A 14,388-nucleotide genomic window follows, 5' to 3' on the forward strand; every position below is an offset into this window, starting at 1 on the left:
CCGTTTGCATCAGGGCGGCTTGCTGGAGTTGGATGGCCTCTTGTTGCGGAGAGAAGTAGAACGTCGTCGTGCTCGGTTGCAGCGACGCAGGCAAGTTCGAGATCAGTACTTGTGGGGAGACGGGATCGAGCGTCGCGCCCAATCCGCCGACGATGTAGCTTGGGCCGTTCTGCTGGCCCATGGCTCCCGTCAGGATCGACGAACCTGCGCCGCCCAAGCTCGCCGGGATCGTCAGATTCAGGCCGCCGTTCGCCGGAGCCAGACTGATCACTTGCGGTGCGTTGCCGACTTGCGGTGTGTACGTGTTCGCCGTCGTGATGCCGTTGACCAAGCTCGTACCGGTCAGCGACACCGACTGCCCAACCACGTTACCCACGTTGACGATCTGACCACCCGACGTCACCGTCAGGTTCGGTGCTTGAATCGTCGCGGCGATGTTGCCCACCGGCGTCGGCGGATTGATCACGCCACCTACGCTTGTGTACGCATCCCCGTACAGCGACGTACACTCCGCAGCACTGCCGCAGCTCCACACGTCATGACGCTTGTCCGACTCGAACATGCCCGTCTCTTGCACCCAGTGCGAGTGCCAGTAGGCATTGAGCGTCTGTGCGCTGTTGACCACCGGGCCGTTGACATTGATCGTTACAAAGAACTTAGCGCAACTGAAATGCACTCGATGAAAATCGAATTTTTTAAATATTTCTTACACAACAGACCCCGTCCTCTCATATCTCCCCTTGAGCTCAGGGAGAGACTTCAATATTAATTCTATTTCCCTAGTTTCCTTCGGAAAAATCGTCTCAAAGCCTGCACTTCCATAACGCTCAACAAAATCAAAATCTCCAATAAGCATACGCACCAAGCACATCACAACCCCTTTCCGTCGCTCCCACTCGTCATAAGGAGAATTAACGTGCCAAGTCTCGTACTTGGCAGGCAACGCACTCAAGAATTTTTCCTCACTACTTAAATCGTAATGAGCTTCAATAAATCTAATTCCATCCCTAATGGTAGCTTCAAACAAGTCACGAGCATCAGAGATATCCACAAATGTCTCTCTTATTGCAGCATCGACATCTTCGAGAGGCATCATTCCTTTATTTTTTACAATATCACAACCCAATCGAAGATTGGATGGAATACTCTCGAGCGAGTTCGAAATCCTCTGAAAACTAACTATAGAAGCCGGCAATTCCTCACCAATCACAATTCTACACAACTTCGCCAGCTTTTTATTATTCAACTGCACACCAGGATAAAATGAAGCGACATCCCCACGAAATCCAAACCCGCCATAAATCACCAGATTCGTATGCCCCTTTAATTTATTTATAAATCTTCCAGAAGAAAATTCCCACCCCGAAAACCCTTTGACTGCTTCGACACAAATTTCATAAACATCATTTTTAAACGAAGCCACAACTCACCTCACTTTTTCCGAAGAACAATAACTGGCGCACTTGGGACGGGACCATTCACCCCAATTATTTCCGCATTAGTTCCTTTTCCGGTACCTTCAGCACTCCCAGACTGAATGGCGGGATATACCACCGACTGATTTTTCGTAAGATCCGCATTACCGGCCTTAACTTCAATCACCGCCTTCCCTTTCGAATTTAGAAAAAACGATGAAATTGGCATCCCATTCGCATCCAACAGAACCTTTCCATTAGTATCCTCCGCAATAAATCCAGATGGGATTTTGACATTCCCATTAGGAACACCATCAATAACGTAATCCGCAACTGCTCGGGTTGAATCGGATGTGAAGCTCACTTGCCTTTGCACTTGCAAGCCCTGGTTAGCCAACCCAAAGCTCGCCTCCCGTTCGGCCGCTGCACCAGCGTATCTGTTGGCGGCAAGCGTACCGGTTTCGGACGGCGCGCGCGAGTCACCACCCAGCGTCGACGAAGCAATGATGACAGCGTTGCAAAGTGCCGCCGCCACCACACACACATTAGGGTTGGCAAACACCAAATCGGCTGCATCCTGCACCGCCTGCGGACTCCCATCCAACAAGCGCTTGCCTATGTCCAGAATCGGAAAACTCGTGCCAAGGCTCCGGTCGTTACCTGAACTGCTTGGAGAGCCGGCGAGTCCGAACTCGTCAAACTCCCCCTTCTGATTCGGAAACCAAGTGCCTTTTTGTCCCGAGGAGCTACCGCCGACTCGTTGATTTGGGGGCGGGGGCGGTTGAGGAGCGGTATGTTGTGCTTGGTTATTCTGCGCCTCGTTTGCAGCCGTCTTCGCCGCTGCATTTGGGTCTTGCCCCGCAAGACCCGACACGAGAGCTCCCGACATCGATGCGATACCGACGAGAAGACCAATTTGTTGTGGCGTTAGTTGCTGTGCGCCGGGTGTTCCATCCAACATCCCCTGTGCAAGCCAAGGACTGATCAATGCGCTCGTCGCCCCACCAATAGCGCCACCGGCACAGCCCGTCCCTAAAGCGGCGGAGCTGACACACCCCAGTACCGCATGGGACAACGCCGATCCAAGTGCGACCTGGACCTGGTCGCCCAACAACTGGGACTTCACGTCGCCGAATGCGTTGTCCAGCTTGGCGTCACCAATCTTGAATGCCAATGCCGCACTCAGATTGCCTACCCCGTTCACCTTCAACGCATCAAGGAAGCTCCCTCCCTGAATCGTTGATTGCACACCCGCCTGAATCACAGATTGGCCGAGGATCGCTACGCCTTGCGTGAACCACTGGCCTGCGGTCGTGGCACCCGCCTGACTTACTGCACCGTCTACGAAAGTCGGCTTCACGCCCGCGAGACTGGCCAGGCTATTGGGGGACGCTGTCGTCGAGAACCCCAAACCGTCTGCGCTCGAATACGTGATCCCGTTCAGCAACCCAGCCGTAACCGCCGCAGACAACCCCGTCTTCAGTACCGAGCCGAAGTCCAACGAGCCGGTGAACATCACCTGCGTGAGTGTTGAACTCGTCATGGCAGTGAGTGCTGCGCTCGCCATCACGTTGCCCAACCCACCCGCTACGAATGTCGCGGCCGTCGTGCCCAGTTGGGCTGCGATCATTCCCGAGAACAGCGGGCCAAGGGCTGCGCCCGTCATGGCTGCTGCCATGATCATCCCAACCTGCTGAATCCCGAAGTTCCCGCCCTGCTTTACGAAATCCGTGTGCAGGTCGTTTTGCAGCGTCTGCTGGATGAAGTTGTCGCCCAGTTGTGCAGCCACACCCGCGATAAACGCTTGCGTCGCGGCTTGATCGACTTGGCCGTTCGGGTCTAAGAGTTGGAGTGCGCCACCGATCTGATTGAACTGATCGACGTTGAGCGTCAACCCGCCCGCTGCTGCGCTCATGAAGCCGCCCGGCTGCACCATCGTGCCGGTGGTCTTCAGGTAACCCGCGTCCTTGATGTAGCTCCAGATTTCACCGACGTTCACCACGTTCGCGCGGTTCGTCAGCGTGCCCGTGTTCACCGTCAGCGTCCCGCCTGAGGTGATCGAGCCCGTATTGAGGATGCTGCCGCCTGTCGCCGTATTACCGAAGTTCAGCGACAGGTCATTGCTCGCGAGAATCTGCCCGCCTGCGGACAACGCCGTGAAGTTCTCCGGCAGGTACACCTGCGGCATTAGCGCTGTGACCGTCGGACATTTCGCATTACCCGTTGCAGCGCATCCCGGCTCCGGCACCGTCTGCTCGACGTACCACAGCATCGGTTGCGACAGCCCTGCGATCTGCTCAGGCGTCAGCGCTTGACCCAACTGGATGTTGTTCGTCTTCGCGTACTCGACTGCGTTGCCGTACATCACCAGCTTCTGCTGGTCGTTGACGCTCAACTGCGACGTGCTATCCGTCGACAATCCATTGATGAAGCTCGCCTTGCCCGTTTGCATCAGGGCGGCTTGCTGGAGTTGGATCGCTTCTTGTTGCGGAGAGAAGTAGAACGTCGTCGTGCTCGGTTGCAGCGACGCGGGCAAGTTCGAGATCAGCACTTGCGGCGAGACGGGATCGAGCGTCGCGCCCAATCCGCCGACGACGTAGCTCGGGCCGTTCTGCTGGCCCATGGCTCCCGTCAGGATCGACGAACCTGCGCCGCCCAAGCTCGCCGGGATCGTCAGATTCAGGCCGCCGTTCGCCGGAGCCAGACTGATCACTTGCGGTGCGTTGCCGACTTGCGGTGTGTACGTGTTCGCCGTCGTGATGCCGTTGACCAAGCTCGTACCGGTCAGCGACACCGACTGCCCAACCACGTTACCCACGTTGACGATCTGACCACCCGACGTCACCGTCAGGTTCGGCGCTTGAATCGTCGCGGCGATGTTGCCCACCGGTGTCGGCGGGTTGATGACACCGCCTACGCTTGTGTAAGCATCGCCATACAGCGACGTACACTCCGCAGCACTGCCGCAGCTCCACACGTCATGACGCTTGTCCGACTCGAACATGCCCGTCTCTTGCACCCAGTGCGAGTGCCAGTAGGCATTGAGCGTCTGTGCGCTGTTGACCACCGGGCCGCTGACGTTGATCGTCGCGTTAAGCCCCGCCGTAATCAGACTGCCGACGTTCGTCAGCGACCCGGCGTTGATCGTCAGATTGTTCCCCGCACCGATGATCGACGAGTTGCCCGACTGCTGATCGACGTACGCCTCGCAGTAGCTTTCCTTGTAGCCACCCGCCGTCATACAGCCCGAGTACTTTTCGAGCTTGCCGTAGTTCTCGTGCACCTGAACCGGCGGCGGCAACGTGTTCGTGATGCCGCCTGCGACTTTCAGCGTCAGGTTGTTACCTGCGAGGATGTTGCCCGACGTGTTGGTGAGCGAATCGGCTGCGGTGGTGCCCGTCGCCGACGAGCCGACGCCGCCAATAACGAGATCGTGGCCCGCAATCAGATCGCCGTACTTGTTGTTGATCGTGCCCGCAGCAATCGTCAGGTTGTTGCCCGCGATGATTGCAGCGTTGTTCTGCGCGAAGGTGAATGACGTGGTGTTCGGATTCTGCCCGCGAACGTCGTTACCTCGGTAGCAGGCAGCGTTGCTCGTGCCCGCCGCACACCCGGCCTGCGACGTGAACTGCTGCGTGTTGCCGCCCTGATTCGTGACGCTCGAAGCAAAGATGTTGACATTGTTCTGGGCATAGATCATGCCCTCGTTGACGAGATTGCCACCGTACAGATTGATCGTGTTCGCGGCGGTTATCAGGCCGAGAGGCGTCGACCACGAAATCGTCGATGTGGACGAAGGTGCCGCAGCCCCGGCCACGATTTTGAACGAGACACTCTGATTTTCGATCACCCCCAACGACGCAAGCTGTGCGAGGAATGCGGAGTATTGCCCTTGATCGACCGCATTCACGACAGAGCTGGTGGTCGTAGGCGACACCGCGCCGTTGGCCATCGATCCGACGTTGAGCGTCAAATTTCGCCCTGCTGCAATCTGTCCGCCCCGATTCGACAGGCTGGACGTCGTCATGGAAATGTCGCCGCCCGCGATCATGACGCCGTTCGCCCCCATTTGCATGACGGTGGAGGTCTGATTCACCGTTGGCAACGCGATGGCCACCGAAACCTGCGCACCGGGAATCGGCGCAGTGCTCATTTGCCAATAGTCGTAGTTGGAGGACACGTCGGCGTCCACCCGCGTACCACTCAACTTGTTCATATAGAACGTCCCGGAACCGATCGCCGGTGCAGCTGTACCGAGACCGCACGCCTGAGGACCGGTGAACACCCAGCAACGGTCTCCCGTCCACGGATTGATGTCTCCGGGTTTGCCCTCCATCGTGACGCCGGTCGGCGAGAGAAAATCTCCGAGCGTCGCCGTATTCGTCACCTGCTTCATTTTCCAAGTGGCATCACCTTCCCCGCCCATCCCCGCATCCCAATCGGTGATGAACGTAGTGCGCGTTCCAACAATCGCGCTCCAGATCAGACTCGGATCGACAACCGTCGTCGTAGTCGTCACCGCGCCCGACCCCGCCGCCTGATCATTAATCACCGCCCCCGCATTCACCGTCAGGTTGTTCCCTGCGATGATCGTGCCGCCGATGTTGTTCAGCGTGCCCGGCAACGAGAACGTGATGTCGCCAGCCGCCTGCGTCTTTGCGCCCGCGTTCGTGAAGTTGCCACCCGTGGCGCTCAGGTTGCGGTTTGCCTCGATGAGGCCACTGTTGATGACGTCGCGCGTGAACGACAGATCGCGGTCAGCGTGAATCGTCGCGCCCACGCCGTTGATCGTCGCCGCGTTGATCGTCACGTCGCTGCCGCCCACCACGCTGCCGATGTTCGTAAACCAGCCGTTGCTCGCGAGCGTCAGCGCGCCGTTGCTCTGGATCGTGCCGCTGTTCAGGAACGACGCCAGCCCCGTCAGCACCGTGTTCGCACCGCCGAGTTGCAGCGATCCAGTGTTGTTGATGACGTTGGCCGTGATCGACATCGTGCCGCCAGCCTGCAACGCGCCGCCTGTCACGTCGAACGTCGCCGCGCCCATCGACGCCGCGAGGTTGCGCGTCGCGGCCAGCTCGCCACCCGCCGTCGTGACCGTGCCCGCGCCGTTGACCGTCAACGCAAGATCCGCACTCGCCGGATTCGCGCCCGTCACGTCGCCCGCGAGGATCATGCCGCCGTTGTTGTTCAACCCGCCGACGTTGAGCGTGATGCCGTTCGCCCCAAGCACCGTCCCGGTGTTAGTGAGCGCGCCACCCGCCGTGACGAACGTCGTGCTGCCGTTCATCAGCCCGTTGTTGACGATGTTGCCGGTGGACGTCAGCGTCAGTGCCTTCGTCGACGCCAGTTGCCCGTTCGCCTCGTTGACGATGCCGCCCGCCGTCACCGACAACGGCCCGGCGCTCAGCACCGACGCGCCCGCCGAATTCGTGAACGTTCCTGCGCCCGCATTGAAGGTCGTCGCGCCATTGATGAGCGCGAGGCCGTGCGTCTTGATCCACTGCGTCGCGGTCACATTCAGCGCGCCACCCACAATCATCGCGCCCGTGTCGATGCGCGCGCCGCTCAGCTTCGCGTCTTGGGTGACGAAGAGTTGCCCGCCGCTCGCATCGAGCGCGCCGATTGCCGTGACTGTGAAGGATTTGGATGCCGTCGTCGCACCGTTGATGACGACATTGCCACCATCGAGCGTCATGTCGCCGACGACGGTGTTGGTGCCGCCCAGCGTGAGCGTCTGTCCTGCACGCAGCGCAACCGTATCGTTGCCGGAGACGTTCGCGACGCTGAGATTGCCGTTCTGCGCGGTCAACGTCATCGCGCCCATGCTCGACACACCTTGCAGTGCCGTCAGATGCGTCGCGGCGGTCATGTCGAGTGTGCCGCCGACGAGCACCTTGTCCAGCGTCAGACTGCCCGACGTACTGGTGAGCGATGCCTTGCCCATCGAGGTCAGCGCGCCAATCACCGCGTCGCCTGTCGACGTCACCTTCACATCGCCCGCCGTATCCACGCCGCCAAGCGTCAGCTTGCCACCGGACGTGATAGCCACGTCCTTGCCGAACGTCAGCGCGCCATTGCTGCCCGTGATGTCGCCACCGGATTGCAGCGTCGCCGTACCCTTGCCGATCAGATGACCGCCCAGTGCCATCGTCGTGCCGGACGTCAGCAACGTGTCGCCGTTGACTTGCGCCGCACCCATCGTCAGCGCGCTACCTGCCTTCGCCGTGAAGTTCTGGATCGCGGTAACGGGGCCCGTCAGCGTGACGTTGCCTTGTGTCGCGGTCAGTGCGATGTCCTGATTCCCCGACAGCGCGCCGGTCACCGTCAGGTCGCGAGCTGCAGTGACGGTCACACCCTCGCCCGCCGTCACTGCGCCACCGAGCATCACGTCGCGTCCTGCATTGACGCTCAGGCTAGTGCCCGTGCCAACGTCGCCCGCAACGCGAACGTCACCCGCACCGCCCGCCGTGAGCGTGGCTGACTTGCCCGCCTGAATAGCGCCCGCAGTCAGGTCGCCGGTCGTGGTCATCGTCAGGGCATCGCCTGCGACGATGGCTCCCGTGACTTGCGTCGCGCCACCTGACATCGTGGTGAGGCCACCATTGCCGAACGTCAGCGACGTAGCGCTGAGCTTGCCGCCTGCCGTCAGCAGACCCGCGACAGCGTCTGCAACGACGCTACGCACGTTGCCCAACGTCATATCGCCGCCGGACGTCAGACGCACCAGACCGTTGGCCGTCGTGTCGCCTTGCATCGTCAGCGACTTACCCGCATTGACGGTGACGTCGCCCTGCGCGCCCGCATTACCCGTCGTGATTGCGCCGTTCGCCGCCGTCAGCGTGAGGTTGCGCTCGGAAGCCGTGTCGCCTTGCAGACGAATGTCGCCCGTCGCGGCGCTCACGGTGACGTTGTCACCACCGACCGTCTTGCCGGTGACTGCGACGTCGCGTGCGCCGGTCAGCGTTACCGTGCCGAGTGCGACGGCGTCGCCAGTGATAGCCACGTCGCCGCCATCGGCCGTTACCGTCAGTGCCTTGGTCGCCTGCACGTTATGCAGACCTGCGTTGTTTGCCGCGTGGATGTCGACATTCTGGCCAGACAATGCGCCCGTCAGCGCCGTGTTGCGTCCGGCATCGAGCGTGACGTCGCCGCCGAACAGCACCGTGCCGTCACCAAGGATGTCGCGACCGGCGCGCAACGCACCGATCCCCTGCACGTTGGTTTGCCCCGTCAGCGTGAGATCGTTGGCAGCAGTAGCGCGCAAATCGCCCTGCACGCTCAGCTTGCCGCCAAGGGTTGCGTTGCCCGCGCTCGTTGCCAGCAGCGCACCTGCTGTCGTCACCTCGCCACTGATGGCAAGGTCGCCCATCCGCGTAATGAGCGAGAGGTCGCCCATCGTGAGCGCCGTGCCTGTCACCGACAGATTGCGTTGTGCGGTCAGCTCGCAAGCCGCACCGCACGCCACGCTGCCCGCCAGAAGGATGTCTCGGGCAGCCGTCGCCGAGAACGCATTCGGCGACGACACTGCACCATTGAAGACGATGTCGCCCGGACCGCCCAGCGCACCCGCCGTGCCGGTCGTCGTGACCTTGATGCCGGTGGCCGAGTTGAGGACGCCGAGCGTTGCGTTGCCGCCCGCCGTCACGTCAATGGCATTCGCCTGCACGCCGCCCGTGAGTCGTGTGTCGCCTGCCGACGCGAGCGTAGCGTTGCCCGTGAAGACAGCCTTGCTGCTGCCGTCGCCGGTATCGAGCAATGTGCGGCCCGCCGCCAGATTCGCGTTCACACCGAGCAACACCGCGCCGAGTTGCAGATCGCGTCCGGCGTTGATCGTGACGTCGCTCAATGCGCTCGTCGACTGACCGAGTGTGACGTCTTGCGCTGCGTTGAAGAAGAGATTCGACCCGCCACTCACGCCGCCCGTCGCGCGAATGCTGCCACCGCGTGCCGTCAGGTTGGCGTCGCCTACCGACTGGATCGCGCCGCCCACGACGATGTCACGTTGCGCGTCGAGCGTGGTGCCAGCGCCGCCGCCGAGCGTGCCCGCCACGGTGATGTCGCGCGCGGCCTGCAACGATACGGTGCCGGGTGCGCCGGATTCACCGTTGACGACGATGTCACCACCGCCTGCAAGGCCCTTGGCAGTGAGCGTCAATGCGCCGGTCGACTGTGCGTTTTTGACGGTCACGCTGTTGCCCGCGACGACCGTCAGACCGCCGCCTTGCAACAGGCCGCTCTGGTCGACGTCGCGCGCTGCGCTCACGTCGAGCGCACCGGTGAACGACGCCGAGCCTGCGCCGCTGACATCGCGGCCCGCATCGATTCGTCCGGTGCCCTGACCGTTCAGCACGCCCTGAACGACCGTGTTGCGCCCCGAGGTCAGCGTCGTGTTGCCCGCAACCGCCGTCTGCCCGCCCATGACGACGTCCGTCCCAGCCGACGCGTTAAGTTGTCCGTTGACGCCGAGCTTGCCCTGCGCGTCGACGTTGACACTGCCCTGCGTCGCCGTCAGCGTTGCGTCCTTCGCCGTGCGGACCGTGCCCGTGATATTGACGTCGCGCGCGCCGATGAGCGTGGCGTCTTCGCCCGTCTGCAAAATGCCTGCGACAGTGACGTCGCGCGTGCCCTTCAGCGTGACTGTGCCGACCACACTCGACTCGCCGTTGACGACGACGTCGCCACCGCCCGCGTTGCCGTTGGCCGATACCGAGAACAGACCATTGGACGTGACGCTGGAAACGGTCACGCTGTTGCCCGCCGTCACGCTCACACCGTTGCCCTGCAAAACGCCGGACAGATTGACGTTGCGGTTCGCGCCGAGCGTCGCGGTGTTGGTGAACGCCGACGCCCCTGCGCCGACGAGATCGCGTCCGGCTTGCAGGACACCCGCAAGTCCGACCAGCGCGCCGCTCAGCACGATGTCCTGTCCTGCGGTGACCGTGGCGTTGCCGATGGCGCTCGTCTGCGGTGCGCCGAGCGTCACCGATTGCCCGGCGGTCAATGCGAGCTGACTATTCGTGCTCAGGTTCGCCGTCGTGTTCAGGTTGCCGGACGTCGCGGTAATCGCCACGTCGCCGACTGCCGTCACACCACCGTCGAGTTGTGCATCGCGCTGTGCCGTGACGACGAGCTTGTCGTTCGCCTCGATCTTGCCAGTGCTGGCGATGACGACATCGCGCGCGGCATTCAACGTCGCCACACCGAAGGACGCCAACGGCCCGGTCACGCGGATGTCGCCGCTGCCGTCGAGACCACGCGCCAGCACGTCGAGCGTGCCGCCGGTCTGGACATCGCCCAGCGTGACGGCGTTGCGGCTTGTGACGACGAGGTTCGCCGTCTGCAACCTGCCGCTAAGCGTGGCGTTCGCACCGGACGTCAGCCAGGTATCGCCGAGGAAATGCGCCCCACCGCCGATGTCGAGATTGCCCCCGGCGTCGAGCTTGCCGGTGCGTTGACCGGACACGTTGCCCGTCACGCGCATGTCGCCGCCGGATTGCAGGGCGACGTCGCCCGCTGCAGTCGCGCTGCCTGCTACGTCGAGCGTGGTACCGGCATTCGCCTTGAGGTCCGCGCTCGCCTGAATCGTTCCGGGGACGGTGATGGCATTGCCTGCCGTGATCGTCAGCGGATTCGCGGTGCCCGCCGTCTGAAGCGAGCCTGCGACATTGACGTCGCGTGAGGCGTTCAGCGTCACGGCATCTGCACCGGCCGTCGTGCCGTTCACGAGAATGTCGCGCGCCGCCGTGAGCGCCGCCGCACCGTAGAACGAGACCTTGCCTTGCAGGGCGATGTCGCCGCCCCCCGCATTGCCCGACGCGCGCAATGCGGCGACACCCGTGCTTTGCACATCGGCCAACGAAATGCCATTCGCTGCTTCGACATCCAGCGCGCCCGCGAGCAACGCCCCGGTCAGCGAGATATCGCGCCCGGCGCGCAATGTGGCATCGGTGCCGAAAGCGAGCTTGCCTTTGCCCGTGATGTCGCTGCCTGCGCGCAGCGTCGCGTCGGCTTGCCCGAGCAACGTGCCGTCGACATTCAGCGTCTCGCCCGCACTCAGGCGTGCGGTGCCGCTCGACGCCACATCGCCCTGTACGTCGAGACGGCGGTTCGACGTCATGTCGAGTTGTGCGCCGGACGCCAGCGTGCCGTCGATGCGCGTGTCGCCACCCGATTGCGTCGATACCGCGTTGTGGCCCGTCAGACGTGCGCCCTGTGCGATCTGGAAATCGCCGCCGGTGACGACGGACACGTTACCGTTCGCGCCCGTACTGTCGGTGACGACCAGACTGCGCGCGGCGTTTGCGACGAGGGTGCCGCCCACCGTCACCGGCCCCGTCAGACGGATGTCGCCCAGCGCACTATCTTGTGTCGAGAGCGACAGATTGCCGCCGATTTGCGCTTCTTTCAGCGCCAGCGCCTTCGCAGCACTCAACGCGGTGTCGCCGTTCGACTGAAGGTTCGCGAGCGTCAGATTGCCACCCGCCTGCACATCCATCGCCTTGCCAGATTGCAGCGAACCGGCCGACGTCACATCGCCGGTCGCCGTCAGCCGATAACCGCTCTCGCCGAGTCCCGTGCCGCTGAGCGCGACGTTGCCCGCGCTCGTCATCTGCACCTGCTGCTGGGCTGCGTGATTGGCTACGGTCAGATCGCCGCCCGACGACAGCGTGAGGTCGCCCGTCGTCGACGCGAGATCGCCCGCCATGCGCACACCGAGACCCGCCGTCGTGCCGATGACCTGAATCTGTCCGGCGGTCATTGCGCCGAAGCGCGTCGCGTCGATGGCGAATGCCTGCGCGTTGCCCGTCGCGCTCTGGATGGCTTGCGCCGTATTGGCCGCGCCGTTGGCCGACGTGATGTAGCGCGTGCCCGTACCGTCCACGGCTCCCGTCAGCACCTGTTGATTGCCGGTGATGACGTTGATGCGCGTGCCCGCGTACAACGGCGCGTTGATGCCGACCGTCTGACCGATAAGATCGATCGCGCCGACGGTGCCTTCGATGCCGCTGCCGGGACCGTTCATCCCGGCATTTCCTTCCAGTTGGATATGGCCGCTGTTGACGTTATAGCCGAGCGCGTTGGCGTTCGCGAAATCGGTGGGCGTGCCGCCCGGTCCCGAGAGGAACTGCGGTGTACCGGTCGTCAGCGTCACGCCGATGGTGTTGGTGAAGCCCGCGCCACGCACGGAGATGCCGTTCGGGTTCGCAATGATCACCGTGGCGGGCGCGCCAAACACTTCGAGCGGACCGTTGAGTGCCGATACGTAAGCGCCGCCGGACGACGTCACTTGATTGACGATGGTGCTCGCGGTGCGGCCCGACAGATTCGGGTTGGCGGCAATCGCCCCGCCGTTGAGCGACGTGCCGTTGAGCAGACTGTTGTTGAGGATCAGGCCCGCCGCATCGACGTTGAAGCTTTGGTACTGATTGAGCGAGATACCAGCGACGTTCGGCGCCGTGATGTTGACGACGGGTACGCCGTTGCCGCTCGTGGTGATCTTCGGTGCGAAGACGACCGGCGCGGTCGGATCGGTGATCGGCGCGGCGGACGCAGTCTGCGTGCCGACGTGAACGCGCAGCGACGCGAGCGAGCGCAGCACCGTCAGGGCGGTCTCGTCGAAGCCCGCTTTCCCGGCGGTGTTAGCCGCCAGTTCGCGTGCGGCCGACTGACTCAGTTCGAACGTCACGGAGATCGGGCTGACGAGGAGTGTCAGCGCAACGCATGCCGCAATGGCACGCTGCCACGGACGAATCGCAGGCTTCTCCGGGAAGTGGAAATCCTTCGCCTCGTCGTCGACTTGCGTCGACTGACGTGCGTTTTCTCCAGCTTCGGTGAATCCTCGCGAAGATGCGTTCATGGCGTGACCTGTTCGTTTTTTGGACGTGTGTAGCGCGAGACCCCCACGCAACATGTGGCGGCTCGATGACCTGCTGACTGCTGACGACTGCGTGCCGCTAACTGCGACTCGTCGAAACGCGACGAGGTCGAGCGACGCCCGGCGGGGCGGCTCGACCGCGCCCGGCATCGTTCGATGATTTCCGGATTACTGCTGGATGCGTGCGCTCTTGACGAGATCGCCGATCATTTGCGCCGTGGCCTTTTCCATCGCCACCTGTTCGAGTTGCTTGCGCAGCAGCGGCGCGCTCTCCTCGAACTTCGGAATCTGCGTGGCGCGCTTGTCGTCGACGCGCAAGATCCACAGTTGGTCGCCGATCTGCAACGGCTCGCTCGACACACCGCCCTTGGGCAGCTTCACCAGCGCTTCGGCAATCGGCTGCGGCCAGTTCTGCGTGTTGCCCGCCGTGATCGGCGTCTTGAAGGACACCCAGTTCAACTGACCGCCCTGCGCGGCGTTCGGCCCCTGGCTGTACTGACGCGCCAACGCTGCGAAATCGCTGCCCTTCTTCAGTTGATCGAGCACGGTTTGCGCAGTGACGGCGTCGCGCACGGCGATCACACTCGCGTGGTACTCGTTTTCGCCCAGCGTGGCGACGACCGCGTCGTACTTCGCCTTGACGTCGGCGTCGCTGACCGGCGCAGCCTTGAGGTGTTCCGTCATGAAGGCGCGCGTGACGATCATCGTCTTCGCCGCTTCGACGGCCGCCTGCACTTCGGGCCGCGTATCGTAGTGCTGCTTCTGCGCAGCCTGCTTGAGCAGTTCGTTGGCGATCAGCTGTCCTTTGAACAACTCACGCAGTTGAGGGCTGTCGGGCTGGCCGCTGGCCTTGACCATGGCGTCCACCGACACCTTCGGAATCGCTACGCCATTGACGCTGGCGATCGCGTCGGACGGCAACGGTTTCTCCGCGCTGGCCTTGCTGTCACCCTTGGCGTCCGCCTTCGCGGCGGACGGCGCGGCCGCAGACTTCGCCGCCATCGCCGGGACCGTCACAATGCCCAATGCTGCGCACACGCCCGCAGCCATCCACACACGGCTGAACTTCGCTTTCATCGATACCTCTCCCACAACGTT

At 62.5% G+C, this 14,388-nt stretch carries 3 protein-coding genes and 1 pseudogene; all 4 read right to left on the bottom strand.

Annotation, left to right across the window (positions count from 1 at the left end):
* Positions 1-562, bottom strand: a pseudogene (locus PAN31117_RS23860) (DUF637 domain-containing protein); the annotation flags it as partial.
* Positions 563-706: 144 nt separating this feature from the next.
* On the bottom strand, positions 707-1,423 hold the full coding sequence (locus PAN31117_RS23865; RefSeq protein ID WP_150740402.1) for a hypothetical protein: 717 nt from the start codon (positions 1,421-1,423) through the stop codon (positions 707-709).
* Positions 1,424-1,431: 8 nt separating this feature from the next.
* Entirely contained in the window at positions 1,432-13,272 is an 11,841-nt protein-coding gene (locus PAN31117_RS23870; protein WP_174991102.1) for a two-partner secretion domain-containing protein, read from the bottom strand.
* Between the two features lie 186 nt (positions 13,273-13,458).
* The gene (locus PAN31117_RS23875; protein ID WP_246189238.1) at positions 13,459-14,367 is read right to left on the bottom strand and encodes a peptidylprolyl isomerase; all 909 of its coding nucleotides are present in this window, start codon (positions 14,365-14,367) and stop codon (positions 13,459-13,461) included.
* Positions 14,368-14,388: the final 21 nt, after the last annotated feature.

The organism is Pandoraea anapnoica, assembly GCF_902459765.1.
In the GTDB taxonomy this organism is placed as follows: Bacteria; Pseudomonadota; Gammaproteobacteria; order Burkholderiales; family Burkholderiaceae; genus Pandoraea; species Pandoraea anapnoica.

Coding starts and splice junctions, on each gene's coding strand:
- PAN31117_RS23870 (WP_174991102.1), bottom strand. CDS start 13,272: ATGAACGCATCTTCGCGAGGATTCACCGAAGCTGGAGAAAACGCACGT.
- PAN31117_RS23875 (WP_246189238.1), bottom strand. CDS start 14,367: ATGAAAGCGAAGTTCAGCCGTGTGTGGATGGCTGCGGGCGTGTGCGCA.